Source organism: Klebsiella sp. M5al (assembly GCF_002090195.1).
GTDB classification, from domain to species: Bacteria; Pseudomonadota; Gammaproteobacteria; order Enterobacterales; family Enterobacteriaceae; genus Klebsiella; species Klebsiella grimontii.
This window is the reverse complement of the sequence record NZ_CP020657.1, coordinates 3,907,987-3,933,154: the sequence shown is the minus strand read 5'-3', so window position 1 is coordinate 3,933,154 and position 25,168 is coordinate 3,907,987. Positions and strand designations below refer to the sequence as shown.

Genomic DNA, 25,168 nt, shown 5'->3' with positions numbered 1-25,168 from the left:
ATGTAAATCAAACACCTCCGAAGCGGTTATATTTTATGCTATGTAACTGCTCTGCAAACGCATTATTTATGTTTAATGATTGCGTGCCTCTTATTTTGAAGGTGATTGAATGTCTGATGAATCAAGTAACGTTATTGTTTCCGTTATCATCCCCGTTCATAATGCCGTGGAGTATATTTCCGAAACGCTTAATACGGTATTAACCCAGTCTTTAAAAGACATTGAAATTATCATTGTTAACGATAATTCCACCGATAATACTCTGGGTATTGTCGCTAAAATAGCCGATGAGGATTCGCGAGTCCGGGTGATAACCAACCCGAGCAACGTCGGCGGTGGCGAATCGCGAAATATCGGCTTACGTATAGCGACCGGCGAATACATTATTTTCCTCGACGATGATGATTACGCCGATAAAGAGATGTTAAAGAGAATGTCCGACCGGGCTACGGCCCTGCAAACGGATGTTGTTATCTGTCGGTGCCAGTCAATCGATCTGCAAACCAATACTCATTCTCCCATGCCTTTGTCCGCGCGGGAGGATTTACTGCCTGAAAAAGAGGTCTTCTCTTCACGGGATATTGCTGACGATTTTTTCAGAGCCTTTATATGGTGGCCATGGGATAAGCTCTTCAGACGCGAAGCTATTCTGGCAATGGGCCTGGAGTTTCAACCGCTGCGAACCACAAACGACCTGTACTTTGTGAGTGGTTTCATGCTGTTAGCAAACCGCATCTCGCTGGTTGATGAAATCTTAATCACTCATACGATCAACCGTGCGAAGTCGCTTTCTGCCACCAGGGCACACTCGTGGCACTGCGCGCTGGAGGCATTAACTTCGCTACGTTCGTTTATGAAAGATCGTGATTTACTGCCGTCCAGAAGTCGTGATTTTAATAATTACGCCGTTGTTTTTCTGGAGTGGAACTTAAATACGATCTCGGGCCCTTCCTTTAACCTGCTCTTCAACGATGTGAAGTCGTTCATCCTATCTTTAGAAATCGATCGTGATGACTTTTATGATGACTTTATTAAAGCTGCGCATGGCCGGATCGTTAATCAGTCAGCGGAAGAGTATATTTTTTCTCTGAAAGACAGAGTGTTGCGCGAGCTTGAACATGCACATATGTTGAATTCAACGCTGCAGGAAGAAATCACTTCGCTTAAACAGTCAACTTTATCTCAGCGAAGTGAAATTGATGTCCTGAAGGCGCAAGTGAGCGATAAAACCACGCTTATCCACGAATTTGAACAGCTAAAAACGCGTTTAGAGAACGAGCATCACACGCAACAGCAGAAATTACTCAGCGTCCACAATGAGCTCCAGGAGCTGACTCAGCGCTATAGCGATTTGGTTTCATCTTTGTCATGGAAAATGACGAAACCATTAAGGGTCGTCAAAGCGATAGCGGCGCGAAAAAAGCCATGACGACGCTAAACAGGTGATATCAACCAGCGCGCTGGCGAGGGTTATATTGCAAGGGAGGCGTTATGCCGCCTCCCTTTGATGACTTACTTATGCCTGCTCCGCAGGTTTTCCACCACATCCGTCAAATTCAGCCCCTGATCCTGCAGCAGCACCAGCAGGTGATACATCAAATCCGACGCTTCATTCTTCAGCTCGAACTGGTCATGCACCGTTGCGGCCAGCGCGGTCTCCACGCCTTCTTCTCCCACCTTCTGCGCTATCCGCTTGGTTCCGCTGGCGTACAGCTTCGCGGTATACGAACTCTCCGGGTCGGCGTGCTTGCGTTCCGCCAGCAGCTGCTCCAGCTGATATAAGAACAGCCACTGATGGCCGGTTTCGCCAAAGCAGCTTGAGGTGCCTTTATGGCAGGTTGGGCCAATCGGATTGACCAGCGCCAGCAGGGTATCGTTATCGCAATCCGGGGTGATGCTCACCACGTTGAGGAAATTGCCCGACGTTTCCCCCTTGGTCCACAGACGCTGTTTGGTCCGCGAATAAAAGGTTACTTTGCCGGTTTCTTCGGTTTTCGCCAGCGCATCCTGATTCATATAGCCCAGCATCAGCACTTCACCAGAGACGGCGTGCTGCACGATGACCGGCATCAGACCGTCGGTTTTTTGCCAATCCAGCTGTTCACTTAACATACCCTAATCTCCACGCCCTGTGCTGCCAGGTACGTTTTCAGTTCGCCAATGTTGATAATTTGCTTGTGGAACACCGAGGCGGCCAGCGCGCCGTCGACGCTAGCGTCGCGGAAGGCTTCCAGGAAGTGCTCCATAGTGCCCGCGCCGCCGGAGGCAATCAGCGGCACGCGGCACACGGCGCGCACCTTGCTTAACTGCTCCAGATCGTAGCCGTTACGCACGCCGTCCTGGTTCATCATATTGAGGACGATCTCGCCGGCCCCGCGCTTTTGCACTTCCTGCACCCAGTCCAGGGTTTCCCACTGCGTCACCCGCGTCCGGCTCTCATCGCCGGTATACTGGTTGACGTGATACTTGCCGCTCGCGGCGTCAAACCAGGTATCAATGCCCACCACAATACACTGCACGCCGAACCGATCGGCCAGGCGGGTAATCAGCGTCGGATCCGCCAGGGCAGGGGAGTTGATGGAGATTTTATCCGCGCCGAAGGAGAGGATTTGCGCTGCATCGTCCAGCGACTTAATGCCGCCGGCAACGCAGAACGGAATGTCGATCACTTCCGCGACCCGCGACACCCAGCTTTTATCCACCACGCGGCCGTCGCTGGAGGCGGTGATATCGTAGAACACCAGCTCATCCGCGCCTTCGTCGGCATAGCGTTTAGCCAGCGGGACGATATCGCCGATGATTTCGTGATTACGGAACTGCACGCCTTTCACTACCTGGCCGTCGCGAACGTCAAGACAGGGGATTATCCGTTTTGCCAGCATTGAATGGCCTCCGTTACGTTAAATTTACCTTCCAGCAGCGCCCGACCGACAATCACCCCGCGCACTCCGGTTCCGAGCAGCGCGGCGATATCATTGAGATCGCCAATGCCGCCGGAAGACTGAAACGCCACCTGCGGATAGCGGGCGCAGACTTCTTCATACAGCGAGACGTTCGACCCAGCCAGCGTCCCGTCGCGGGAAATATCGGTGCACAGCACGTGCTGCAGGCCGACGGACTGATAGCTCTCCACCAGTTCTTCCAGGGTCACGCCGGAGTTCTCCTGCCAGCCGCTGACCGCCACCTGCTTGCGGCCTTCCGCGTCGATCCGCACATCAAGCGCCAGCACCAGATGCTGCGGGCCAAAACGTTTAAACCAGCCTTTCACCACTTCCGGCGACTTCACCGCCGTCGAACCCACCACCACGCGCGCCACGCCCGCTTCAAGCAGGGCGGCCACGTCTTGTTCCGTCCGCACGCCGCCGCCAACCTGCACCGGCACATTTACGCCGGCAACCAGCTTTTTCAGCAGCGGGATCTGGCGCTTCGCCGGATCTTTCGCCCCGGTCAGATCGACGAGATGCAGCACTTCGGCCCCTTGCGCGGCATAGGATTGCAGGCGCGGCAGCGGATCGTTGCCGTAGTCTCGCTGCTGGCCATAATCGCCCTGATGGAGACGGACGACCGTGCCGTCAATTAAATCTAAAGCAGGAATGATCATCACATCTCCAGGAAGTTTTTCAGCAGCTGCGCCCCGGCGCTGCCGGAGCGTTCAGGGTGGAACTGGACGCCAAAGAAGTTATCTTTCTGTACCGCCGCGGTGAAGGCCTCGCCGTAGCTGCACTGGGCGATGGTATTGACGTTGACCGGCATCGCGTAGCTGTGGACGAAGTAAAAATACGCCCCGTCTTCAATACCGCGAAACAGACGATCGCCCGCTTTGGCATACACCTGGTTCCAGCCCATATGCGGCAGCGGCAGGCCGTGGTCGGTCATTTTCGGCACGTCCTGCTCGATAATGCCCAGCAGGTCGACGCCGTTGTTCTCTTCGCTGCGTTTTCCCAGCAGCTGCATGCCGAGGCAAATGCCCAGCACCGGCTGGGTACAGGCTTTAATCAGTTCGATTAACTCGCGCTCGCGCAGCTGGTCCATCGCCGCCTGGGCCGTTCCCACCCCCGGTAGAAACAGCTTATCGGCGCGCAGCACCACATCCGGGTCGCGGCTGACCTGCGGCTCGTAGCCGTGGCGGCTCACCGCGGATTTCACCGAATTGAGGTTGGCGCAGCCGGTATCGAGGATCACCACGTTCATCAAAGTACCCCTTTCGAAGACGGCAGCGTGTCGCCCTGGACGCGAATCGCCTGGCGTAGCGTGCGGCCGAAGGCCTTAAACAGGCTCTCTACGCGGTGGTGGTCGTTTTTGCCCTTGGTTTTCAGGTGCAGAGTGACCGCCATGGTATAGGAGAGCGAGCGGAAGAAGTGTTCCACCATCTCGGTGCTCAGATCGCCAACGCGCTGATAGGTAAAGTCGGCTTTATATTCAAGGTGCGGGCGGCCGGAGATATCCAGCGCGCAGCGGGCCAGACATTCGTCCATCGGCAGCACAAAGCCGAAACGGCCGATGCCGCGCTTATCGCCGAGCGCCAGCTTCAGCGCTTCGCCCAGCGCCAGCCCGGTATCTTCCACGGTGTGGTGATCGTCGATATACAGATCGCCGCCAACGTTAACCTCCAGGCGGAAGCCGCCGTGGGTAGCGATTTGGTCAAGCATATGATCGAAGAAACCGACGCCGGTAGAGATTTTGCTGCCGCCTTCGCGGTCCAGCCACACTTTCACATCCACCTGGGTCTCTTTGGTGATGCGCTCAACGTGGGCGTAGCGGTCGCGGCGGGTCAGCTGTTCGCAAATGGTCGGCCAGTCCAGCTGTTCGCGGTCATAGCGCAGGCCGGTAATGCCCATGTTATCCGCCAGCTGAATATCGGTCGCGCGGTCGCCAATCACGTAGCTGTGGGCGGTGTCCATCACCCCTTGTTCCAGCCATGGCAGCACCAGCCTGGTTTTCGGTTTGCGGCAGTCGCAGTTATCCGCCGGGAGATGCGGGCAAATCAGCACTTCGTCAAAGTTGACGCCCTGGGAGGCGAAAATCTGCATCATCAGGTTGTGCGGGCCGTCGAACTCGTCCTGCGGCAGGCTGGCGGTTCCCAACCCATCCTGGTTGGTGATCATCACCAGCTTGTACCCTTCCTGCTGCAGCTTGAGCAGGGCCGGGATCACCTGCGGCTCAAACGCCAGCTTATCGAAGCGGTCTACCTGAAAATCAACCGGTGGCTCGGAAATCAGCGTACCGTCACGGTCAATAAAGAGAAACTTCTGGGTCATACATTCTCCGCAGTCAAAGCGTCAATGACGCGCTGGCTCTCTGCACGGGTACCGATAGTGATACGCAAACAGCCGCTTAATGAAGGTTGTTTATTCTGGTCACGTAAGATAATGCCCTGATCCCACAAAGATTTAAACACCGCGCTGGAGGCGACGATTCGCGCCAGAACGTAGTTGCTCTCGGAATCGAACACCTCTTCAACGCAGGCAATGCCGCGCAGCTGGCTTACCAGATAATCGCGTTCGGCGAGGATCTGCGCCACGCGCGCGCGCATGGCGGCAATGCCTTCCGCGCTGAGCGCCTGGGCGGCGATATCGGCCACCGGCGTGGAGAGCGGATAAGGCGCGATAACCTTCATCAGCACGTTAATCACCTCGGCGTTGGCGAGGGTGAAACCGCAGCGCAGGCCAGCCAGGGCGAAGGCCTTGGAGAGGGTACGCAGAATCGCCAGGTGCGGATACTCGTTCAGCCAGGTCGCCAGCGTCGCCTGCGGGCAGAATTCGATATAGGCTTCATCCGCGACCACGATGGCTTTGCCGCGCGTCATCTCCAGCAGGGTACGAAAATCTTTCGGGTTGATAATCTGCCCGGTCGGGTTATTCGGGCTACAAACGAAAACCACTTTCACGCCGTCGAGATTGGCCGCGATGCCCGGCAGATCCAGCTGCCAGTCGGCGAGCGTCGGCACCGTGCGGCAGGTCACGCCGATGGTTTCGGCGCTGACGCTGTACATGCCGTAGGTCGGCGGGCAATAGAGCACCGCGTCCTGGCCCGGCTCGCAGAAGGCGCGGATCAGCAGTTCAATGCCTTCGTCGGCGCCGCGGCTGACCAGCACCTGCTCCGGCTTGACGCCCGCATACTGCGCGTAGCGTTCAATGACCGCTTTCGGCTGCGGTTCCGGGTAGCGGTTCATCGTCTGCTCGGTCAGCTGGAACTCTACCGCGGTAGGGAATTCGTTGGCGTTCAGCCAGACGTCGCCTTTACCCCCGAGACGGCGAGCTGATTGATACGGCGTCAGCGCGCGGACGTTGGCGCGGGCTAAATCTTCAATGCTCATGCTTGCTCCTTAAGGGCTGCGACGCGCAGCGTAACGGCGTTTTTGTGGGCGTCCAGGCGCTCGGCGGCGGCCAGAATTTCAATCGTTGAGGCGAGGGCGGCAAACCCGTCGCGCGACAGCTCCTGCACGGTCATACGTTTCTGGAAATCCGCCAGGCCGAGGCTGGAGCAGGTCGCGGTGTAGCCGTAGGTCGGCAGCACGTGGTTGGTGCCGGAGGCGTAATCGCCGGCGGATTCCGGCGACCAGTCGCCGAGGAATACCGAACCGGCGCTGGTGATACCGTCGACCAGTTCGCGGGCGTTACGGGTCTGAATAATCAGGTGCTCCGGGCCGTACTGGTTGGAAATCGCCACGCACTGGGCGATATCGCGCGCCACAATGATGCGGCTGGCGGAAAGCGCGCCGCGGGCGGTTTCCGCCCGGGACAGCGCGGCCAGCTGACGCTCAACGGCTTGCGCGACGCGGGTGGCCATCTCGCTATCCGGCGTCAGCAGGATCACCTGCGAATCCGGGCCGTGCTCGGCCTGGGAAAGCAGGTCGGACGCGACGAAATCCGGGGTGGCGCCGCTGTCGGCGATCACCAGCACTTCCGACGGCCCGGCGGGCATATCGATAGCCGCGCCGTCAAGACGCTGGCTCACCTGGCGCTTGGCTTCGGTCACGAAGGCGTTGCCAGGGCCAAAGATTTTATCGACCTTCGCCACCGATTCGGTGCCGAACGCCAGGGCGGCAATCGCCTGCGCGCCGCCGACGTTAAAGATATTGCGCACGCCGCACAGCTGGGCGGCATAAAGGATTTCATCAGCAATCGGCGGCGGCGAGCACAGCACCACCTGCTGGCAGCCAGCGATGCGCGCCGGCGTTGCGAGCATCAGCACCGTTGAGAACAGCGGCGCCGAGCCGCCGGGAATATATAAGCCGACGGAGGCGATAGGGCGGGTCACCTGCTGGCAGCGCACGCCCGGCAGGGTTTCAACATCCACGGCCTGCAGCTGCTGCGCGTTGTGGAAGGTTTCGATATTTTTGACCGCCACGGCCATCGCCTGCTTGAGCTCGTCGCTCAGGCGCGCGCCGGCGGCGGCAATCTCTTCGTCGCTAACCTTCAGCGCCTTGACGTCGGTTTTGTCGAACTTCGCGCTGTATTCACGCAGGGCCGCATCGCCGTTGTCTTTGACGTTAGTGAGGATCTCCGACACCGTTTTGCTGATGCTCCCGGAGGCGGAAATGGCCGGGCGCGTTAAGAGTTGTTGCTGTTGTTCTGCGCTACAGCCGTTCCAGTCGATAATTGTGTTGAAGCTCATGGTTGTTTCCCCTGTTAATCCCGTGACCGACCCGCCGGATTACTCCATCATCTTCTCAATCGGCAGGACCAGAATGGAGCTGGCGCCCAGCGCTTTCAGTTTTTCCATGGTTTCCCAGAACAGGGTTTCGCTGCTCACCATGTGCATCGCCACGCGCTGCTTGTCGCCGGCCAGCGGCAGAATGGTCGGGCGCTCGGCGCCGGGCAGCAGGGCGATCACTTCTTCCAGGCGTTCGGTCGGCGCGTGCATCATGATGTATTTTGATTCGCGGGCCTGAATCACCCCCTGAATACGGGTCAGCAGGCGGTCGATCAGCTGCTGTTTGCTATCGGCCATCTCGCCGTCGCGCTGGATCAGGCAGGCTTTGGAGCGGAACATCACTTCCACTTCGCGCAGGCCGTTCGCTTCCAGAGTCGCCCCGGTTGAGACCAGGTCGCAAATCGCGTCGGCCAGACCGGCGCGCGGGGCCACTTCAACCGAGCCGTTCAGCAGGCAGGATTTGAACGAGATGCCTTTCTGGTCAAGGTAGCGCTTCAGCAGGTGCGGGTAGGAGGTGGCGATGCGTTTGCCGTTAAGCATCGCCGGGCCGTCCCAGGGTTCATCCGCCGGGGTCGCCAGCGACAGGCGGCAGCCGCCGAAGTCGAGACGGCGCAGGGTGAAGTAGCGCGGATCTTCGCCCTGAGCGCGGCGGCTCAGCAGCTCTTCTTCCAGCACGTTTTCGCCGATAATCCCCAAATCGACCACGCCGTCCATGATAAGGCCCGGAATATCGTCATCTCGCACGCGCAGAATATCGATGGGCATATTTTCCGCCAGCGCGATCAGGCGCTGGGTGTGCAGATTCACTTTGATGCCGCAGCGGCTGAGTAATTCGCGTGAATCTTCGCTTAAACGCCCTGATTTCTGAATAGCTATGCGTAAACGGCTGTTGTCTAACATTCTTATTTTCCTCTGTAACCCTGTCTGAATCTGTCCGAATTCGGTCCAAAAAAAAGCCCCCGGAAGCGAATCTTCCGGGGGCTCTCTTTGCGTTCATGCACCACTGGAAGATCCAAACGTCTTCCAGCACACATCGCCTGAAAGACTAGTCAGGATGATGGTGATGATGGTGGTTTTTAAATTGAACGCTGTTCATAAAATTCTCTGTGAATGACTATGCATTTGATGCCTTTTAACCTAAACCACTTTACTCGCATAAAGCAAGGGCTTTTTTCTATCATTAATTCATTTCATATTGACCGAAGAAATTGTCAGTTGCCGCCGGCTGGCGTAGCCTTAAGTCAGCACAGCGAAAAGTCAGGAGCAAGGGGATGAAGAAGGTCGCGATTGTAGGTTTAGGATGGCTGGGTATGCCGCTTGCGCTGTCGTTGATGTCGCGGGGATGGCAGGTGACCGGCAGTAAGACCACGGAGGACGGCGTGGAGGCGGCGCGGATGTGCGGCATCGACAGCTATCCGCTGCGTCTGGAGCCGCAGCTGGTCTGCGACACCGAGGATCTGGATACCTTAATGAACGTCGACGCGCTGGTGATTACTTTACCGGCGCGGCGGACCGGTCCCGGAGAGGACTTTTACCTTCAGGCGGTACAGGAAATCGTTGATACCGCGCTGGCGCATCACGTGCCGCGCATCATATTCACCAGCTCAACGTCGGTTTACGGCAACGCCAGCGGCACGCTAAAGGAGAACTCCCCCCGTAACCCGCAAACCGCCAGCGGACGGGTGCTGAAAGAGCTGGAGGACTGGCTGCATAACCTTCCCGGTACCTCGGTGGACATCCTGCGCCTCGCCGGGCTGGTGGGGCCGTCCCGTCATCCGGGGCGCTTCTTTGCCGGGAAATCCGCGCCGGACGGCCAGCACGGCGTCAATCTGGTGCATCTCCAGGATGTGATCGCCGCGATCGAACTGTTATTGCAGGCTCCGAAAGGCGGGCGCATCTATAATATATGTGCGCCTAAGCATCCCGCGCGCGGCGTCTTTTATCCGCAGATGGCCCGCGAGCTTGGGCTTCCCGTCCCCGTATTCTCTGATAACCCGGAGAACGGTAGCGGCAAGATTGTGGATGGCAGCCGTATTTGCAACGAACTGGGGTTTGAGTACCAGTACCCCGATCCGCTGGTGATGCCGATGGAGTAATGCGCCAGCGGTGAATCGCGTACCGAAAGGGGGTAGCGATGAAACCACTGCTGGATGTGCTCGTCATTCTTGATGCCCTCGACAAAGAGGGCAGCTTTGCCGCCGCCTCGGCGAAGCTCTATAAAACGCCGTCGGCGCTGAGCTATACCATTCATAAGCTGGAAAGCGATCTCAATATTCAACTTCTCGACCGCAGCGGCCACCGGGCGCGCTTCACCCGTACCGGGCAGATGCTGCTGGAAAAGGGGCGCGACGTGCTGCACACCGCCCGCGAACTGGAAAAGCAGGCCGTCAGGCTGCATCAGGGCTGGGAAAATGCGCTGATACTCAACGTCGACGCTACCTTTCCGTTCTCGCTGCTGGCCCCGTCGATCGCGGCGTTTTATCGCCAGCATCACGCCACCCGTCTTGAATTCCGCCGCGATACCCTCGGCGCAAACTGGCAGACGCTGGTGGAAGGGCGGGCGGATCTTCTGCTCGGCGCGCTGGGCGACCCCCCGGCGCTCAGCGGCTACGGCTCTGTTCTACTGGGGGAGGTGGCGCAGGCGTTTGTCGTTGCGCCCCAGCATCCGCTTGCGCAGATTGCCGGTCCTGTGGGCTGGCGGACGCTGCGCCGCCATCGCGCGATTACCACCGACGGCGCGTGGCCGCAGGCCGACGGCGAGGAGAGCCTGACGGTATTCGATCTTTCCGCCCAGCTGATGCTGCTGTGCGCCGGACTGGGCTGGAGTTATTTACCGCTATTTCAGGTGCAGCCTTTAATCGCCCGCGGCGAGCTACTGATAATAAAAACGACGGTCCCCGAACCGGTCAATCGCGCATGGATAGGCTGGAATGAAGACGTTTGCGGGCAGGCGGGCGAGTGGTGGCGAAAGGAGATATTAGCAAATAGTGCTATCCATCAGGTCTATAATACTAAAATCGTATGAATATTAATCTGTTAGAGAATTACCAAGATTATTAAGCCTTGTAACATCTTGTCATCGGGCCAGCAGTTGTTGCAAAATACGCGTCCTGAAAATCAGAAACTGGCCGACGCTTTTTTAAAGTGTCGGTTATTTTTTTGGTTGAAAGACACATCATTCAATACCAAGAGGCCGGGCTTCGTACCGGATAGATATTTACTAAAAACCGACAGTGGTTGTCGCTGAGGAATACAAAGAAATGGGGCAATTTTTTGCTTACGCGCTGGCGTTCACCGTAAAAGGGGATAACTATGTCGCATAACGCTACTCCAAAAACCTCTCGCGTGGAATTACGTAAAACGCTTACGTTGATTCCGGTTGTCATGATGGGCCTGGCCTATATGCAGCCGATGACGCTGTTCGATACGTTTGGTATCGTCTCTGGATTGACTGATGGTCACGTAGCGACGGCTTACGCCTTCGCGCTGATCGCCATTCTCTTCACGGCGCTGAGCTACGGTAAACTGGTTCGCCGTTTCCCGTCGGCGGGTTCCGCCTATACCTACGCGCAGAAATCCATTAGCCCGGCCGTCGGCTTTATGGTGGGCTGGTCATCGCTGCTGGACTACCTGTTCATGCCGATGATCAACATTCTGCTGGCCAAAATTTATTTTGAAGCGCTGGTGCCTTCTATTCCTTCGTGGATCTTCGTTGTCGCGCTGGTGGCCTTTATGACCATCTCCAACCTGCGCAGCATCAAGACCGTGGCGAACTTCAATACCCTGATCGTTATCCTGCAGATGGGTATCGTGGCGGTGATTGTTGGCCTGATTATCTACGGCGTTATGCACGGCGAAGGCGCGGGCACGCTGACCAGCACCCGTCCATTCTGGTCTGAAGGCGCGCACGTGGTGCCGATGATTACCGGCGCGACCATCCTGTGCTTCTCGTTCCTCGGCTTCGACGGCATCTCTTCGCTGTCTGAAGAGACCAAAGACGCGGAGCGCGTGATCCCGAAGGCTATCTTCCTGACCGCGCTGATTGGCGGCCTGATCTTTATCGGCGCTTCCTACTTCCTGCAGCTGTACTTCCCGGACATCTCGCGCTTTAAAGATCCGGACGCCTCGCAGCCTGAAATCATGCTGTACGTGGCGGGCAAAACCTTCCAGTGGGGCGTGCTGATTTTCTCCAGCGTTACCGTACTGGCATCCGGCATGGCCGCGCATGCGGGCGTTTCCCGTCTGATGTACGTGATGGGCCGCGACGGCGTGTTCCCGACGCGTTTCTTCGGCTACGTGCATCCGAAATGGCGTACTCCGGCATGGAACGTGCTGCTGGTTGGCGCGATCGCGCTGCTGGCGATTAAATTCGACCTCGTCACGGCGACGGCGCTGATTAACTTCGGCGCGCTGGTGGCGTTCACCTTCGTTAACCTGTCGGTGATCTCCCAGTTCTGGATCCGTGAAAAGCGCAACAAAACGCTGAAAGACCACTTCAACTATCTGATTCTGCCGGTCTGCGGCGCGCTGACCGTCGGCGCACTGTGGATTAACCTCGAAGAGAGCTCCATGGTTCTCGGCCTGATCTGGGGCGGTATTGGTCTGGTCTACCTGGCCTGCGTGACCAAAAGCTTCCGCAACCCGGTGCCGCAGTACGAAGACGTCGCATAATCACATTTGATGATGTGAAAAGCCGGAGGGAAACCTCCGGCTTTTTTGTTTGCAGCGCCCCCTTCGGGAAACGGCTACTCAAAACAGGCGCTGCGTTCCCAGCACTCGTCGCAGCTTGGCGAACGGCAGATAACTTCCCCCTGTTGCAGCAAACAGCGCTGACGATAAAAGAACTTTTTCCAGCGCATATTGTGTTCGTTCATCACCACCAGCTGTGGAAAGCAGTCGCTCATCAGCAGGCGCAATTCGGCGCGCGATGCCAGACCAAGATCCTGCCAGAGATGGTTAAACGCCAGCGAAACCTCGGCGATAATCTGCGCCATCGGCCCGGCATCCTGCTGCATCCAGCCCGCCAGCCAGGCGCCCAGCTGCTGGCGCTCCTCTTCGCGGGTGGCGTTGAGCTCCGCCATCAGGCGGCGACGGGTGAGCGTCTCGCCGTCGAGCGGCGTTTCCACCTCGCCCAGGCGCCGCCGCAGCGCCTGCCAATCGCGCGGGCTAAGCCCCATGCGCAGCGGAAAGCTGCCTTTCCCCGCGTGGTACAGCAGCCATAAGCGCCGCAACCAGTCGAGCGGCGGCATCAGGCGACCCCCTTATGCGGCAACGCGGCAGGCCAGCTCCCCCGACGCTGTTGCCACCACGCGGGCAGCACTTCGGAGACCGGCCGCCACGCGCCGTCAACGCAGGGTTCAATGCCTTCCTGTTCCAGCTGTTGCCACGGCGTATGGCCGATACGCACGCAGAATACGGCTTTAACGTCCGCCAGCAGTTCGAGGATCGCCGCAAACCGGGCTGCGTTATCCTGCGGCTCGCAGTCATCGCGCCCCTGACAATATTTGGGCGTAAAGCGCTCGTTGACCAGCACCATACCGGCGGCCGAGAGGCTGTAAATGTAGAACCGGTCGGCGTGACCAAAGTGACAATCAATGACGTCCCCGCGGCTTGACGCCACGGCGACCAGGCAGGCGTCATCGGCTTCAGATTCGCCGCGGGTCGCAATGCTGGCGTGCAGCTGCGCGCGCTGGTGGAGGATCGGCAGCCAGGCCGGGAGACTCTCTGGCGCCGGAAGCTGGGTAAACTGCTGGCTGCGGTCTTCGCCGAGCATCCCAATGGCGTCGGCGCGACACTGGTGGCAGTGGGTCATCTGCGGCATCACTTCGCCGCACCGGCTGCGGGTGGCGGCGAGCGTCTCGGCGTCCGGCTCCGGCTGGCCGTTGAGGCCAAACACCGTGCCGTGCTCCGGCCTGGCGATCAGCGGCATAATATTATGGATAAACGCGCCGCTGGCCCGCAGCGCGCGGCTCACGTCGGCCATGCCGCTATCGTTGATACCGGGGATCAGCACCGAATTTATTTTCACCAGCACGCCTTTGGCGGTCAGCCTGCGTACGCCCTCAAGCTGACGGGCAATCAGGATCTCTCCCGCTTCGCGCCCGCTGTAGCGTTCGCCGTCCAGCCATAGCCAGGCGTAGATTTGCGCGGCAATCTCCGCGTCGAGGGTGTTAATGGTGACCGTGACGTGGTCAACGCCGACATCCAGCAGGCGGTCCACCGCGTCAGGCAGCATCAGTCCGTTGGTCGACAGGCATAATTTCAGGTCCGGCAGCTGTTCGCGGATCAGCTCCAGGGTGCGAAAGGTGCGGGCGATATTGGCGAGCGGATCGCCGGGCCCGGCGATGCCCACCACCGAAAGCTGCGGGATCGCCTGCGCGACCTGACGCACTTTCACGACCGCCTGTTCAGGCGTCAGCAGCGTTGACGATACCCCGGGGCGGGACTCGTTGCTGCAATCGAATTTGCGATTACAGTAGTTGCACTGCAAATTGCAGGCGGGCGCGACGGGCAGATGCATCCGCGCGAAACGGTGATGCCCATGGCGAGAGTAGCAGGGGTGCGCGGCAGCTTTATCGGCCACAAGCGGCGTCAATGCGCTGTCATCCGCCGGGCGGCAGGCTTTGCCGCCAGAAAAAGAGGAGCAGGAAGTCATGGTCGTACCTTCGTGGTTGGGCGATACCTTCCTGCTGCAAATGCTGTACCAGAGGTTAATTTCGCAACCGCATGAAAAGTAGACTTTTTAACCGGCAACCCGCGTCCCTGAATTGTCGCAATTCCGCCGCGCTGGCGACAATGTCCTGAATCTCACATAAGGCTTCACAGTCGCGGCATGGTGATATCCATAATCTGAATGCGATACGCCACCTGGCGCGGGGTCATGCCGAGCAGCCGCGCCGCTTTGGCCTGCACCCAGCCCGCTTTTTCCAGGGCGGCGATCAGCCGCTGGCGCTCGTCGAGGCTGTTATCGAGCCAGCCGTCCTCCGCCGGGCCGCTGCTGGCGAGCGCTTTCGGCGGGTTATCGCGATGGTTGAACAGAATCACGTCCCGGTCTATCAGGCCGCTTTCCGACAGCACCGCCGAACGTTCGAGACAGTTTTCCAGTTCGCGCACGTTTCCCGGCCAGCTGTACTCCATCAGCAGGCGAATCGCCCCATCGCTGATGCGCAGCGTTCGCCCCTGGCTGTGGGCGATTTTTCGCACCAGAAAGTGCGCCAGCTCGGCGATATCCTCCTGGCGCTCGCGCAGCGGCGGCAGCGCGATAGGCATTACGTTCAGGCGGTAGTATAGATCCTCGCGGAAATGACCCAGCCGCACCTCCTCTTCCAGATGGCGGTTGGTCGCCGCGATAATGCGCACGTTGACCCGCAGGGTTTCGTCGCCGCCGACGCGCTCCATCTCCCCCTCTTGCAGAATACGCAGTAGCTTAGCCTGAAACGAGGCGCTGCTTTCGCCGATCTCATCGAGGAATAAGGTGCCGCCGTCCGCCAGCTCAAAGCGGCCTTTCCGCTGGCGCACCGCGCCGGTAAACGCGCCTTTCTCATGACCAAACAGCTCGCTCTCCAGCAGGTTGTCCGGCAGCGCCGCGCAGTTAAATTTGACGAACGCCGCGGCGGCGCGCGGAGAATTATGGTGGATGGCGTTGGCGATGAGCTCTTTCCCGGTGCCGCTCTCGCCGCGTACCAGCACCGTGGTATCCCAGCGGGAAACCTGACGAATAATATCCATAATCTGCCGCATCGCCGGGCTTTTACCGACCATATTTTCCAGGCCGAAACCGCGCGAAGGGGTACAGGCGCGCGGGCGCTCTATTCTGGGGCTCTGCTGCGGCGCCTGCGCGGCGGAGGTTGGCAGGATCATCAGGCGAATCGTCTGGGCGATCAGATTGGCGACGGTTTCGAGAAAGCGCGTGCAGGCGGGCAGCCGCTCTTCCTGACGCGCCATCGGCTGCGCCGCCAGTACGCCGATGGGCCGGGAGTGGGGGCCCATCAGCGGAACGGCGATAAACGGCAGGTCATAGTCGTACAGGCTCAGACGATCGAGAAAACGCTGGTCGTCGGCGACGCGCGGCAGCACCAGCGACTGGCCCTGCGCCAGCACGGTACCGACTAATCCTTCCCCCGGCCGGTAGCGAATTTGCGTACTGCCGGGCAGCGTCTGATCTTCCGTTTGCTGCAGCGCTTCGATGCTCAGGATCTCCTGCTGGCTGTCGTACAGGCAAATCATCCCGTGCTGCATAAAGGCATCGTTATGTAGCACGCTCAGAACCTCCTGCAGGGTTTTGCTCGCTTCGGTGGCGCGACTCAGGACCACGCTTATCCGCTGCATGGCGGTAAACTGCTGGGAGAGATCGAAACGTCTGACGGTGGTGTCCGAATCGGATTTATGGATCATTGCTCACCTCCGGTCAGGGTATTAAAGAGCGGGAAACGCAGAACCAGGCTGGTGCCTCCCTGCGGTCGCGAAGCCAGTTCAATCGCGCCGCGGTGGTAGGCGACCAGCGTTTGGATCAGCCGCAGCTCCATCCCTTTGCCGGGAGAGTTTAGGGCATCGGGGGAGTGGGCGTAGCGCACCTGCAGCAGCGGGACATTGTCGTTGAGATACAAAGAGAGCCAGCCCTCGTCCTCTTCGGCGTAAAGCTCGATCTCCAGCGGTACGGAGGGCAGCTCGGCGGCGAGGGCCAGCGTCCGGTCGAGCCATAAACTCAAGCAGGCCAGCAGCTGGGTACGCTGGCCGAAGCCGACCAGATGCGGCGATGCCATGTCCACCTGCAGCCGCGCGCGATCGTCAAAGCGGGTGCGGTAGAGGGCGTACAGGTCGTCAAAAAAGGGCTGAAGCGGCCAGACGGCATTGCTTTCCAGCTCAAGAGAAGGGCGGCAGCGCTGCAGGCGCGCCATGGCCTCTTCACCTTCGCGCCACGCCGCGTCCAGCGCCACGTTGCCGCTGCCTTCGCCGTTCAGCCGGCGGGCCGCCGCCAGCATATTGATTGGGCAATTAAGCTGAATCAGCGCCGCGTCCAGCGACTCGCGAATCGCGGCCAGCAGCTTACCGGCGGTCATTTGCTGTTTCAGACGGTCGAGCCGGCCCTGCTCCTGCTGCTGGCGCTGCTGGGTACAGTCGGCGATCACCATCAGCGTGCGCGCCGGGGCGCTGTCGACGAAGTAGCGGCTGGCTTCTTCACTCACGCCGGGCAGCGCCCAGCAGGTTACCGACAGCCAGCGGACCGCGCCGCGAACCACCACCGGCAGGATTTGCTCCGCGCCGGGCCCCATTTTGCGCGGGGAAACCTGGAGCTCGACCAGCAGCTCTTTCCCGCCGCAGTCCGCGCAGAACGTTTTGTAGGCGAGATTATCCATCACCACCCGATCCTGCTCATCGACCACGACCACGGCGGCGGGGATGTTATTGAGCACCGCTTCCATTAGCGTCATATGATTGCGCAGCCGCTGTTCCAGGGTATAGCTGACGCTGATATCCCGCTGCATCGCCAGATAATGCTCCAGCTCGCCCTGCGGATTCAGCACCGGCGTGATATCGATATCTACCAGATACAGGCCGCCGTCGCGGCGCTGATTAATTAGCTGACCGCGCCACGGCTGGCGCTGGAGCAGGGTTTGCCACATCTCCTGGTAGATCTCGCGCGGCGTCTGGCTGCTGGCCAGCAGGCGCGGGTTTTGATTGAGCAATTGCGCCAGCGAGTATCCAGTCTGGCGGCAAAACGCCGGGTTGGCGTAGATAATATTCGCCCGGGCATCGGTGAGGGAAATCGCTACCGATGCCTGTTCGACCATTGTAAAAAACAGCCCCGGATGTTGTTGAGTCAGCGCACCGGCAATCGCCTCGGGTACGGCGTTATCGAGCATCATATTCAGGGTCATCGCAAACTCCTGTGTCGCAGTTATGACAATTTGTCCGACACCGTGACAGGGACGCCGCGGTGTTTTCCGAACGGTGATAACCATGCAAACCGTGCGCCCTTATCGGCGTGATGTGCAGAAACATTGATCCGGTAGGGGAAAAGCAGGCGCTTTTTGCATTTTAAGCGCCCCGCCAGCCCCGCCGCGCGCGGCGGGAGAGGGCTGAAGCGATCGTTTTGGGGCAGGGATGGGCCGCGGTAGTGCAAAGCAACCTGGCACAGCCTTCGCAATACCCCTGCGAGAACGCGTATTTTCAACCCCCTTTTCCGACAGGAGCGCAACATGGCGAACATTGGTATTTTCTTTGGCACCGATACCGGTAAAACCCGCAAAATCGCGAAAATGATCCATAAGCAACTGGGCGAGCTGGCGGATGCCCCGGTCAACATTAACCGCACGACGCTGGACGACTTTATGGCCTATCCGGTGCTGCTGCTGGGCACGCCGACGCTCGGCGACGGCCAGCTGCCGGGGCTGGAGGCCGGATGCGAAAGCGAGTCATGGAGCGAATTTATCAGCGGCCTCGACGACGCCAGCCTGAAAGGGAAAACCGTGGCGCTGTTCGGCCTCGGCGATCAGAGAGGCTATCCGGACAACTTCGTCAGCGGGATGCGCCCGCTGTTCGACGCCCTGAGCGCGCGCGGCGCGCAGATGATTGGCAGCTGGCCAAATGAGGGTTATGAATTCAGCGCGTCCTCGGCGCTGGAAGGCGACCGCTTTGTTGGGCTGGTGCTGGATCAGGATAACCAGTTCGACCAGACCGAAGCGCGTCTGGCGAGCTGGCTTGAGGAGATTAAACGCACCGTGCTGTAGGCGTTAACGGGTAGCCGCCGAGGCTACCCGCACAGTCCCGGCTGACGGGAAATCATCTGTTCCAGCCACTGGCGCTGATGGCGCTGCTGGCTCTGCTGCCAAAGATAATCGCGCGCGCTCTCCAGCGCCTGCTGCGGCTCCATGGGCGCGGCGGGGCGAATCGCTTCGCACCATAAAAGATGCCAGCCCAGTTCGCTGGCGATGGGAAGGCTTAGCGCGTTTTCCGCCAGTGAAAACAGCGCGGTCTCGAGCTGCGGATAGAGCAGGCCACGGCTAATCCAGCCTAAACGACCCTCTTCCAGCGCGCTCGGGCAGTGGGAATGGCGCTGGGCCAGCGGCGCGAAAGCGTCCCGCGAGGCGTTGATTTGCCGATACAGGCCGAGGATCCGCTGGTGCACGGCTTCGCGGTCGTTATCGACCGTCAGCAGTAAATGGCGGGTCAGACGCTGTTCCGGGCGCATAAACTGCGTCTGGTGGCGCAGATACCATGCCTGTACCGTGGAGAGATCCGGCTGCGGCGCCTGGCGGGCGATATCGGCGAAGGCGAGTTCCAGCCGGGCGTGATGGCGCACGATGGCAGCGCGCTCGGGCGGCGCAAAATCCCCCTCGTCGAGCCAGATGGCAAGGGAGGCAGCGATATTCTCCAGCAACGCCGCCGGAATATCGCCTTCAGGGACCCGCGCGACGATCGTCTGCTCCATATGGCACTGGCGTTGCCAGGCCTGTTCAAAAGCCGGCGTATCGGCCGGATCCAGGGCCGCCGGATCGCGATTCCAGCGGCTGCGCGCCAGCCGCTGCCGGGCAAAACGTTGCCATGGGTTCATTCTTCTCTTTCCTCTATAAGGGCGATGGCCTGCACCGGGACCCTGAACCAGCGGCCGCTAAAGTCGACGGTGTAGCTGTCGCCGAGCTCTCCCCGATCGGTAGCCTCAACGCGTCCCCGCTGGCCGGCGCTCACGACCACATCGCCGTTGACCGCGAGCGCCATCTGGCAGGTCACGCTATCCCTGTATTGCAAATTTCCGGCCAGCCACGGCTGGGTGATGGGGATCAGCTCCTGCTCGCGGCAGCCGATGATCCGATCGGTTTCCGGAAAGTGGATCTGGTAGATAATCTGATCTTGCAAAAAAACGCCCCAGTCGCGCACAAAGCCGGTGCTGCCGCGCCTGACCAGCAGCGCGCCGGGCGCGAAGCCCGCCACGGTGCCGTCGTTACGAATCGCGCGTACGACGCGGACCTCTTCGCTAAAGGTGAATTTCGGTCTCATGTTCCGCTCTCCTGAAACTGTTGCTGATAGCTCTCCGCGAGCAGTCTTCGCGCCAGCAGCCAGGGCGCGCGGTCGTTATCCTCGAGCCGGTTTTGCAGCGGCACCTCCGCGCGGAGTTTGCGATGAAACGTTGCCAGCACCGGCAGGCTGCAGCGGCCAAGCAGCTCGGGCTGATAGGGGACGGCGAAAAACTGAAAAAAAGATTCGGCGGAGCGAAGTTCGTCCACGCCGGGAATTTGATAAAACCACTCCATCATTACCCCCTCGCCCGCAGAGCGGATTCACCGCACAGCTCGTCGTAGATAGCCACCAGCTCGTAATCTTTCGGGCTGCGCTTCCAGTTCTCGGCGAAGCGGCGGATGGCGGGCAGCAGCTGGTTAATCTGCGCGGCGTTGAGGTGATAGCCCATCTGGTCAAAAACGCCGTTGACCGCCTGACGCCCGGAGTGTTTGCCCAGCACCAGCCGGTAGCTGCGGCCCATCAGGGAAGGGGCGATGGACTGGTAGCTCTCGCTGTCGCGCAGCAGCGCCGCCACGTGGACACCTGACTCATGGGTAAACACCAGCTCGCCGACCAGCGGCTGCTGCGGGTCGATGGCGCGCTGCGCGGCTTCCGCGACCCTCTGACAGAGCGCGGGCAGCGCCGAAAAATGCACGCCGGTCTCCACGCCCAGGCAGCGTTCAAGGCCCAGCGCGACGGTTTCCAGCGCCGCGTTGCCCGCCCGCTCGCCGAGACCGAGGACCGTCGTATTCACGCTGGTGGCCCCGGCGCTTACCGCCGCCAGCGTATTGGCGGTCGCCATACCCAGATCGTTATGGGCATGCATTTCGATTTCGCCGGACCAGACGTCGCGCAGGGCCGAGATTTGCGCCGCGGTGGTAAAAGGGTCGAGCAGGCCGACCGTATCGGCATAGCGCAGGCGGGCGGCGGCGCATTGCTGCGCGACCTCGGCGATAGCGCGCAGGGTCTGGCCGCTGGCCCGCGAGGCGTCCTCGCAGCCGATGCATACCTTCAGGCCGAGGGTATGCGCAAGATGGATAAACATCGCCAGCCGCTCCAGCAGCACCGCCAGCGGCTCGCGCAGTTTGTACTGCCGCAGCTTATCCGAAGCCGGAATCGAGATATCCACCCAGTCGATGCCCAGATCGGCGCTCTGGCGGATCTCCAGCGCGTTCATCCGACACCAGGTCATCAGGGTCGCGTCGGGCAGCTGGCGACGCACCAGCTGGATCCGCGCGATCTCCTCGTCGCCCATCGCCGGGGTGCCGACCTCCATCGCCGTTATTCCTGCGGCGTAAAGCGCCTCGGCAATGGCGACCTTTTCGCTGGTGCGAAAGGCGACGCCGGGGCTCTGCTCGCCGTCGCGCAGGGTGGTATCGTTAATCAGCACGCGTTCCATCAGCCACCTCCGCCTTAGCCGTAAACCGGCGTGAATACGGCGTCCGCCGGGCGCGGCTTGCCGTTCTGCCAGTAGGGCGACAGCGCGCGCAGCCGGTCGATAATCGGCGGCAGCGTGGCGACGACGTAATCGATCTCTTTCTCCCGGGTGTAGCGCGAGAGAGAAAAGCGGATGGTGCCGTGGGCGGCGGTGTAGGGGATATTCATCGCCCGCATCACGTGGGAGGGTTCCAGCGAGCCTGAGGTGCAGGCGCTGCCGCTGGAGGCGGCGATCCCGGCCTGGTTTAACAGCAGCAGAATGGCTTCACCTTCAATAAACTCAAAGGCCAGATTCACCGTGCCGGGCACCCGCGGCTGGCCGCCGCCCATCACCATGACCGACGGCACGCTGGCCAGCAGGCGATGCTCCAGCCTGTTGCGCAATTGGCCGATATGCGTCATTCCCGGCAGATGAATATTCGCCAGCTCGCAGGCCGCGCCCATGCCGACGATTCCGCAGATATTTTCTGTCCCGGCTCGCCGACCGTACTCCTGGTGACCGCCGCGCAGCAGCGGGCGAAAGCGCGTTCCCCGCCGCAGATAAAGACAGCCTACGCCTTTTGGCCCGTGGAACTTATGCGCCGAGCAGGAGAGCATATCGATGCGGGTCTGGCCCACGGCGATCGGTATTTTCCCGACCACCTGCACCGCATCGCAGTGAAACAGCGCCCCTTGTTCATGGGCCAGCTCCGCCATTTCGCCGATCGGGAAAAGCACCCCGGTTTCGTTATTCGCCCACATCACGCTGACCAACGCGACGCGCGGGCTGAGCGCCGCGCGGAACTGCGCCATGTCCAGCGCCCCCTCGCTATCCACCGCGATGCGATGAATCCGGTAGCCCTGGCGCTCCAGGTGCTCGCAGGCCGCCAGCGTCGCCGGATGTTCGACCACGCTGGTGATGATTTCGCGACGCTCAGGCAGCAGGGCGATCGCCGAGGCGATGGCGGTGGCGGTGGCTTCGGTGGCGCAGGAGGTAAAGATGATCTCGCTGGGATACTCCGCGCCCAGCAGCGCCGCAGCCTGCTGATGCGCGCGTTCCAGAGCCGCCTGGGCCGGAATGCCAAAATCGTGTATCGACGAGGGGTTGCCGTAAAAATCGGTCAAAAAGGGCATCATCGCTTCCAGGACCATCGGGTCCAGACGGGTGGTGGCGTTGTTATCGAGATAAACCTGTTTCATCTTGTCCCCCTTGGGTCAGTTAACCGCGGCTCAGGCCGCCACCACTTCCATATAACAGCCGGTACGTTCCATCAGTTTTTGCTGCAGCCAGGCCAGGGTCATATCGGTCATCATGCAGCCGCTACAGCTGCCGGAGAGGCTGACGGTCACCTGGTGGTTGGTGACGCTGAGTAGCGCCATATCGCCGCCGTCGGCCTGAATATGCGGCCGCAGTTCTGCGATGGTATCGACGACGCTCTGCCAGTGCGGATCTTTGCCGCTGGCCACGGCTGGCGTCGTCTGCGGCTGCTGGGCGAGGATCTCCGCCAGGGCCAGCTCGATTTTTTCGTGGCAAGAGGTGCAGCCGCCGCCCGCTTTGGTGTAGTTGATCACCTCGGCAAGGGTGGTCAGCCCGTTGTTCTGTACCGCGCGGCGAATATGCCCTTCATCGACGCCGAAGCATTTGCAGATCAGCTTGCCCTCGTCGTGCTCCTCTTCAAGGCTTTCGCCGCGAAAGTTGGCGATGGCCGCGCGCAGGGCCTCCTGGCCCATCACCGAGCAGTGCATTTTCTCCGGCGGCAGTCCGTCGAGATAATCGGCAATCTGCTGATTGGTTATCTGCCCGGCTTCGGCGAGGGTATGGCCGATAATCAGCTCCGTCAGCGCGGAGGAGGAGGCGATGGCGCTGCCGCAGCCGAAGGTCTGGAAGCCCGCCTCCTCAATGATTTCGCTTTGCGGGTCGACGCGCAGCATCAGGCGCAGGGCGTCGCCGCAGCTTAACGAACCGACGTCGCCTACCGCGTTGGCGTTGTCCACCACGCGCGCATTGCGGGGGTTAAAAAAATGGTCTTTCACTTTCTCGGAGTAATTCCACATGCTGTCAGCTCCAGGGATGTTGACGGAAAACGCCGGGGCGCGGTTCACCGCGGAAGCGCGGTGGCGATAACGAACTAGCAATTGCGATACCAGAGAATAAAATTAATATTTTTCAAATGGTTGTGTATTAGTCCTGACAAGGTTCGTCCTACAGTGTCGCGATGTTTTGTGGGCTTTGTCACAGAAACGACACGGCTAGCGGCGCGGGTCCGGATCCCCATGCCACTCCTGCTCCTGCAGCAGACGGGTAAAGCGCTCCGGGTCGCGCTGGCGCGTATTTTTGCGCTGCCCTTTGTCGTACCAGTAGAGCTGAATCTCCTGCAGTAAGCCGACGATGGTGGTGTCGGCGGGAACGCGTTCGGCACGCACGCCCACCTGCAACAGCTGGCGAAAAACCGCGTCGCCAATCGCCACGCAGAACAGCGTGACGCAATCCTCCAGGGCGTGGATCCGCCTGGCGATCTTCTCCGTCTGGTGGCCGTTCTCGACCGAGAAATCAACCACCCGGATGAGAGTGACCCGATCCGCCTTGACGCCGTACACCACCAGCCGCGGGGTAGCGCCGAAGTGCTGATCGACGTGACGATAGTCGGAGCTGGCGAAGGCGACCTTCATAGACCACTCATCGGAGTGGACCATATCAAACTGACGGTTAATCGGCGGCATAAGCGCCTCCTGTGGAGAGTGACGATTCGGGGTTCTGGCGCAGCGGCGATCGGTAGTGGGCGAGGTGGTGGTGACGCTCGCGTATCAGGTTTGCCAGCTCAAACAGCGTATCGCGCATCCCGCTATACCCCTGTCGCACCCGGCGGAATTCGCCGAGCTTGTCAAAGAGCGGAAAACCCGCGCGCACCAGCGGCAGCGCAAACTGCTCCGCCAGGTCGCGGGCGTGCGAGTTCGCCACCAGCAGGTCGGCGGGATGCGCGCACAGCAGGGTTTGCAGATCCTCCAGATCCCCCGGCACCACCCGTTCCACCGGCAGCTGGCGCAGGCTGGGATGACCGGTAGGGGCCACCAGCGGGCCGGGCTGCATCCCCTGGCTGTTGGCGAAATCACACCACGCCGCCAGCAAATCGCCTTCCGCCGCTATCGCCATGCGCTGGCCCTGGAGCCACATATGGCAGTCGATCATCGCATCCTGTAGCTGGCCGCGCTGGCGTTCCAGCCACTCGGGAACGGCGCGTCCGGAAATTTTCGCCAGTTGATGAATAAAGGCGTCGCAGCGTTCGAGGGTCATCAGGTGCGGCAGGGCGATAACCTCGCCGCGGCAGCGCGGGGCCAGCAGCGATGAGGCGCGATGAAGGGAGACGCCAATGGCGAAGCTGCACAGGCTTTGCCCCATCTGCTCTATCTGGCGCAGCGGCGTCCCGCCCTGGGTCAGCGGCGAGAAATCGCCCTGCGCCAGGTGGCCGTCCATCGATTGCGCCAGGTCCGGCAGGATTATCGGCTGCAGACCAAAGGCTTCGACGCATCGGCGCAGCCACTCGATATCGCCCGGCGAACAGAGATGGCTGACCAGCAGATTGACCCGGCGATTGCGCTGAGCCGGGCGCGGCGCCGGCGGCACCCACTGCTCAATGACGCTCTCTAACACCGCGCTGAAGCCGTTCTCCATGGAGCCATAAAAATCCGGCGTGTTAACCGTCAATATCGCCACCCCCTTATGCCGGGGATACTCTTCGCGAAACTGGCGAACCACGCGGGAAATATCGCTGCCCTGGGCCTCCGACAGCCCGGTGCTGAGCAGTACGATAGCCTGCGGATTGTTGCGCTGGCAGAGGGTATCCAGGGCGGTAAAAATATTGCCGTCCGCGCCCATAATCGTCGACGTGGGGTCCATCGCCGTCGACTGCAGGGGAACCGGGTCGTGGAAATGTTGAATAAAAAAGACTTTGGCGAAGGCGCTGCACCCCTGCGCGCCGTGGACCAGAGGGATGCTGTGTTCGATCCCGAGGCTGGCGAGGATTGCGCCGAGCGGCTGGCCGGTTTTGATGGGGCTGACCGCCAGCGGCTTATCGGTGCGGAAAATGTCTGCCATGGTGAG

At 60.3% G+C, this 25,168-nt stretch carries 27 protein-coding genes and 1 other annotated feature; of the genes, 6 read left to right on the top strand and 21 right to left on the bottom strand.

The genetic code is table 11. From position 1 onward, the window contains the following. Positions 1-109: 109 nt before the first annotated feature. Positions 110-1,429, top strand: coding sequence for a glycosyltransferase family 2 protein (locus tag BWI76_RS18960; RefSeq protein WP_064371585.1), 1,320 nt, complete (start codon positions 110-112; stop codon positions 1,427-1,429). Positions 1,430-1,512: 83 nt separating this feature from the next. On the opposite strand, the gene hisIE is transcribed toward BWI76_RS18960, so the two are convergent. The 9 genes from hisIE to hisL form a co-directional block, all read right to left on the bottom strand. Then, a complete protein-coding gene (hisIE, locus tag BWI76_RS18955) occupies positions 1,513-2,112 on the bottom strand; it encodes a bifunctional phosphoribosyl-AMP cyclohydrolase/phosphoribosyl-ATP diphosphatase HisIE (protein WP_004122447.1) in 600 nt (199 codons plus the stop codon). Then, positions 2,106-2,882, bottom strand: a complete 777-nt coding sequence (gene hisF, locus BWI76_RS18950) for an imidazole glycerol phosphate synthase subunit HisF (RefSeq protein ID WP_004138745.1) — start codon at positions 2,880-2,882, stop codon at positions 2,106-2,108. The genes hisIE and hisF overlap by 7 nt, the downstream gene beginning before the upstream one ends. Then, a complete protein-coding gene (hisA, locus tag BWI76_RS18945) occupies positions 2,864-3,601 on the bottom strand; it encodes a 1-(5-phosphoribosyl)-5-[(5-phosphoribosylamino)methylideneamino]imidazole-4-carboxamide isomerase (protein ID WP_004138754.1) in 738 nt (245 codons plus the stop codon). The genes hisF and hisA overlap by 19 nt, the downstream gene beginning before the upstream one ends. Further along, positions 3,601-4,191: an imidazole glycerol phosphate synthase subunit HisH gene (hisH, locus tag BWI76_RS18940; protein WP_004122439.1), complete on the bottom strand. Its 591-nt coding sequence runs from the start codon at positions 4,189-4,191 to the stop codon at positions 3,601-3,603. Before hisH ends, hisA begins: the two co-directional genes overlap by 1 nt. Continuing rightward, on the bottom strand, positions 4,191-5,258 hold the full coding sequence (hisB, locus tag BWI76_RS18935) for a bifunctional histidinol-phosphatase/imidazoleglycerol-phosphate dehydratase HisB (protein WP_004138762.1): 1,068 nt from the start codon (positions 5,256-5,258) through the stop codon (positions 4,191-4,193). The genes hisH and hisB overlap by 1 nt, the downstream gene beginning before the upstream one ends. After that, on the bottom strand, positions 5,255-6,316 hold the full coding sequence (gene hisC / locus BWI76_RS18930; protein ID WP_004138764.1) for a histidinol-phosphate transaminase: 1,062 nt from the start codon (positions 6,314-6,316) through the stop codon (positions 5,255-5,257). The genes hisB and hisC overlap by 4 nt, the downstream gene beginning before the upstream one ends. Continuing rightward, the gene (gene hisD / locus BWI76_RS18925; protein WP_024360019.1) at positions 6,313-7,617 is read right to left on the bottom strand and encodes a histidinol dehydrogenase; all 1,305 of its coding nucleotides are present in this window, start codon (positions 7,615-7,617) and stop codon (positions 6,313-6,315) included. Before hisD ends, hisC begins: the two co-directional genes overlap by 4 nt. Positions 7,618-7,656: 39 nt before the next feature. Next, the gene (gene hisG / locus BWI76_RS18920) at positions 7,657-8,556 is read right to left on the bottom strand and encodes an ATP phosphoribosyltransferase (RefSeq protein ID WP_004138766.1); all 900 of its coding nucleotides are present in this window, start codon (positions 8,554-8,556) and stop codon (positions 7,657-7,659) included. A gap of 47 nt (positions 8,557-8,603) precedes the next feature. After that, positions 8,604-8,726: a sequence feature (His leader region), on the bottom strand. Then, entirely contained in the window at positions 8,702-8,752 is a 51-nt protein-coding gene (hisL, locus tag BWI76_RS28200) for a his operon leader peptide (RefSeq protein ID WP_009654477.1), read from the bottom strand. (Overlaps the previous feature by 25 nt.) Before the next feature lie 175 nt (positions 8,753-8,927). Here hisL and BWI76_RS18915 point away from each other — a divergent pair, with 175 nt between their 5' ends. The 4 genes from BWI76_RS18915 (at position 8,928) to BWI76_RS18905 (ending at position 12,327) form a co-directional block, all read left to right on the top strand. Next, complete coding sequence (locus BWI76_RS18915; protein ID WP_064371584.1) at positions 8,928-9,752, top strand: SDR family oxidoreductase; 825 nt, start codon at positions 8,928-8,930, stop codon at positions 9,750-9,752. A 38-nt stretch (positions 9,753-9,790) separates the two neighbouring features. Beyond that, a complete protein-coding gene (locus BWI76_RS18910) occupies positions 9,791-10,681 on the top strand; it encodes a LysR family transcriptional regulator (RefSeq protein ID WP_004138771.1) in 891 nt (296 codons plus the stop codon). Positions 10,682-10,916: 235 nt separating this feature from the next. Continuing rightward, positions 10,917-10,979, top strand: coding sequence for a membrane protein YoeI (gene yoeI / locus BWI76_RS28795; RefSeq protein WP_096335043.1), 63 nt, complete (start codon positions 10,917-10,919; stop codon positions 10,977-10,979). Beyond that, complete coding sequence (locus tag BWI76_RS18905; protein ID WP_004122426.1) at positions 10,969-12,327, top strand: APC family permease; 1,359 nt, start codon at positions 10,969-10,971, stop codon at positions 12,325-12,327. The genes yoeI and BWI76_RS18905 overlap by 11 nt, the downstream gene beginning before the upstream one ends. A gap of 74 nt (positions 12,328-12,401) precedes the next feature. Here BWI76_RS18905 and BWI76_RS18900 read toward each other — a convergent pair whose 3' ends face one another. From BWI76_RS18900 to nifL, 4 genes are all read right to left on the bottom strand, one after another. After that, the gene (locus BWI76_RS18900) at positions 12,402-12,905 is read right to left on the bottom strand and encodes a nitrogen fixation protein NifQ (protein ID WP_004138772.1); all 504 of its coding nucleotides are present in this window, start codon (positions 12,903-12,905) and stop codon (positions 12,402-12,404) included. Further along, positions 12,905-14,311, bottom strand: a complete 1,407-nt coding sequence (gene nifB, locus BWI76_RS18895) for a nitrogenase cofactor biosynthesis protein NifB (protein WP_064371583.1) — start codon at positions 14,309-14,311, stop codon at positions 12,905-12,907. Before nifB ends, BWI76_RS18900 begins: the two co-directional genes overlap by 1 nt. Positions 14,312-14,475: 164 nt before the next feature. Then, positions 14,476-16,050 carry a nif-specific transcriptional activator NifA gene (gene nifA, locus BWI76_RS18890; protein WP_004138773.1) on the bottom strand — a complete coding sequence of 525 codons (1,575 nt, stop codon included), beginning with the start codon at positions 16,048-16,050 and terminating at the stop codon, positions 14,476-14,478. Next, complete coding sequence (nifL, locus tag BWI76_RS18885; RefSeq protein ID WP_004138774.1) at positions 16,047-17,534, bottom strand: nitrogen fixation negative regulator NifL; 1,488 nt, start codon at positions 17,532-17,534, stop codon at positions 16,047-16,049. Before nifL ends, nifA begins: the two co-directional genes overlap by 4 nt. A 321-nt stretch (positions 17,535-17,855) precedes the next feature. Between nifL and BWI76_RS18880 the strand changes: the two genes are divergently transcribed. Beyond that, positions 17,856-18,386 carry a flavodoxin gene (locus BWI76_RS18880; RefSeq protein ID WP_004138775.1) on the top strand — a complete coding sequence of 177 codons (531 nt, stop codon included), beginning with the start codon at positions 17,856-17,858 and terminating at the stop codon, positions 18,384-18,386. Between the two features lie 23 nt (positions 18,387-18,409). Here the strand turns inward: BWI76_RS18880 and nifM are convergent, their stop codons facing one another. The 8 genes from nifM to nifN form a co-directional block, all read right to left on the bottom strand. Further along, positions 18,410-19,210, bottom strand: coding sequence for a nitrogen fixation protein NifM (gene nifM / locus BWI76_RS18875; protein ID WP_004138776.1), 801 nt, complete (start codon positions 19,208-19,210; stop codon positions 18,410-18,412). Next, positions 19,207-19,653: a nitrogen fixation protein NifZ gene (locus tag BWI76_RS18870; RefSeq protein ID WP_004138777.1), complete on the bottom strand. Its 447-nt coding sequence runs from the start codon at positions 19,651-19,653 to the stop codon at positions 19,207-19,209. The genes nifM and BWI76_RS18870 overlap by 4 nt, the downstream gene beginning before the upstream one ends. Then, positions 19,650-19,910 (bottom strand): nitrogenase-stabilizing/protective protein NifW, encoded by a 261-nt coding sequence (locus BWI76_RS18865; protein ID WP_004122407.1) that lies wholly within the window; start codon positions 19,908-19,910, stop codon positions 19,650-19,652. The genes BWI76_RS18870 and BWI76_RS18865 overlap by 4 nt, the downstream gene beginning before the upstream one ends. Beyond that, a complete protein-coding gene (gene nifV, locus BWI76_RS18860) occupies positions 19,910-21,052 on the bottom strand; it encodes a homocitrate synthase (protein ID WP_004138778.1) in 1,143 nt (380 codons plus the stop codon). Before nifV ends, BWI76_RS18865 begins: the two co-directional genes overlap by 1 nt. A 14-nt stretch (positions 21,053-21,066) precedes the next feature. After that, a complete protein-coding gene (nifS, locus tag BWI76_RS18855; protein ID WP_004138780.1) occupies positions 21,067-22,269 on the bottom strand; it encodes a cysteine desulfurase NifS in 1,203 nt (400 codons plus the stop codon). Between the two features lie 30 nt (positions 22,270-22,299). Beyond that, positions 22,300-23,124 (bottom strand): Fe-S cluster assembly protein NifU, encoded by an 825-nt coding sequence (gene nifU, locus BWI76_RS18850; protein ID WP_004138782.1) that lies wholly within the window; start codon positions 23,122-23,124, stop codon positions 22,300-22,302. Between the two features lie 195 nt (positions 23,125-23,319). Further along, positions 23,320-23,790, bottom strand: a complete 471-nt coding sequence (locus tag BWI76_RS18845) for a NifB/NifX family molybdenum-iron cluster-binding protein (protein ID WP_004122400.1) — start codon at positions 23,788-23,790, stop codon at positions 23,320-23,322. Next, a complete protein-coding gene (gene nifN / locus BWI76_RS18840; RefSeq protein WP_064371582.1) occupies positions 23,777-25,162 on the bottom strand; it encodes a nitrogenase iron-molybdenum cofactor biosynthesis protein NifN in 1,386 nt (461 codons plus the stop codon). The genes BWI76_RS18845 and nifN overlap by 14 nt, the downstream gene beginning before the upstream one ends. Positions 25,163-25,168: the final 6 nt, after the last annotated feature.

Excerpts from the sequence above, each read along its gene's own strand:
- nifB (WP_064371583.1), bottom strand. The coding sequence starts at position 14,311 with ATGACTTCCTGCTCCTCTTTTTCTGGCGGCAAAGCCTGCCGCCCGGCG.
- BWI76_RS18915 (WP_064371584.1), top strand. The coding sequence starts at position 8,928 with ATGAAGAAGGTCGCGATTGTAGGTTTAGGATGGCTGGGTATGCCGCTT.
- BWI76_RS18845 (WP_004122400.1), bottom strand. The coding sequence starts at position 23,790 with ATGCCGCCGATTAACCGTCAGTTTGATATGGTCCACTCCGATGAGTGG.
- nifU (WP_004138782.1), bottom strand. The coding sequence starts at position 23,124 with ATGTGGAATTACTCCGAGAAAGTGAAAGACCATTTTTTTAACCCCCGC.
- hisH (WP_004122439.1), bottom strand. The coding sequence starts at position 4,191 with ATGAACGTGGTGATCCTCGATACCGGCTGCGCCAACCTCAATTCGGTG.
- BWI76_RS18960 (WP_064371585.1), top strand. The coding sequence starts at position 110 with ATGTCTGATGAATCAAGTAACGTTATTGTTTCCGTTATCATCCCCGTT.
- BWI76_RS18905 (WP_004122426.1), top strand. The coding sequence starts at position 10,969 with ATGTCGCATAACGCTACTCCAAAAACCTCTCGCGTGGAATTACGTAAA.
- hisB (WP_004138762.1), bottom strand. The coding sequence starts at position 5,258 with ATGACCCAGAAGTTTCTCTTTATTGACCGTGACGGTACGCTGATTTCC.
- hisIE (WP_004122447.1), bottom strand. The coding sequence starts at position 2,112 with ATGTTAAGTGAACAGCTGGATTGGCAAAAAACCGACGGTCTGATGCCG.
- nifA (WP_004138773.1), bottom strand. The coding sequence starts at position 16,050 with ATGATCCATAAATCCGATTCGGACACCACCGTCAGACGTTTCGATCTC.
- BWI76_RS18880 (WP_004138775.1), top strand. The coding sequence starts at position 17,856 with ATGGCGAACATTGGTATTTTCTTTGGCACCGATACCGGTAAAACCCGC.
- BWI76_RS18900 (WP_004138772.1), bottom strand. The coding sequence starts at position 12,905 with ATGCCGCCGCTCGACTGGTTGCGGCGCTTATGGCTGCTGTACCACGCG.
- hisD (WP_024360019.1), bottom strand. The coding sequence starts at position 7,617 with ATGAGCTTCAACACAATTATCGACTGGAACGGCTGTAGCGCAGAACAA.
- nifM (WP_004138776.1), bottom strand. The coding sequence starts at position 19,210 with ATGAACCCATGGCAACGTTTTGCCCGGCAGCGGCTGGCGCGCAGCCGC.
- hisF (WP_004138745.1), bottom strand. The coding sequence starts at position 2,882 with ATGCTGGCAAAACGGATAATCCCCTGTCTTGACGTTCGCGACGGCCAG.
- nifV (WP_004138778.1), bottom strand. The coding sequence starts at position 21,052 with ATGGAACGCGTGCTGATTAACGATACCACCCTGCGCGACGGCGAGCAG.
- hisG (WP_004138766.1), bottom strand. The coding sequence starts at position 8,556 with ATGTTAGACAACAGCCGTTTACGCATAGCTATTCAGAAATCAGGGCGT.
- nifN (WP_064371582.1), bottom strand. The coding sequence starts at position 25,162 with ATGGCAGACATTTTCCGCACCGATAAGCCGCTGGCGGTCAGCCCCATC.
- BWI76_RS18870 (WP_004138777.1), bottom strand. The coding sequence starts at position 19,653 with ATGAGACCGAAATTCACCTTTAGCGAAGAGGTCCGCGTCGTACGCGCG.
- BWI76_RS18865 (WP_004122407.1), bottom strand. The coding sequence starts at position 19,910 with ATGATGGAGTGGTTTTATCAAATTCCCGGCGTGGACGAACTTCGCTCC.
- hisA (WP_004138754.1), bottom strand. The coding sequence starts at position 3,601 with ATGATCATTCCTGCTTTAGATTTAATTGACGGCACGGTCGTCCGTCTC.
- hisC (WP_004138764.1), bottom strand. The coding sequence starts at position 6,316 with ATGAGCATTGAAGATTTAGCCCGCGCCAACGTCCGCGCGCTGACGCCG.
- BWI76_RS18910 (WP_004138771.1), top strand. The coding sequence starts at position 9,791 with ATGAAACCACTGCTGGATGTGCTCGTCATTCTTGATGCCCTCGACAAA.
- nifL (WP_004138774.1), bottom strand. The coding sequence starts at position 17,534 with ATGACCCTGAATATGATGCTCGATAACGCCGTACCCGAGGCGATTGCC.
- nifS (WP_004138780.1), bottom strand. The coding sequence starts at position 22,269 with ATGAAACAGGTTTATCTCGATAACAACGCCACCACCCGTCTGGACCCG.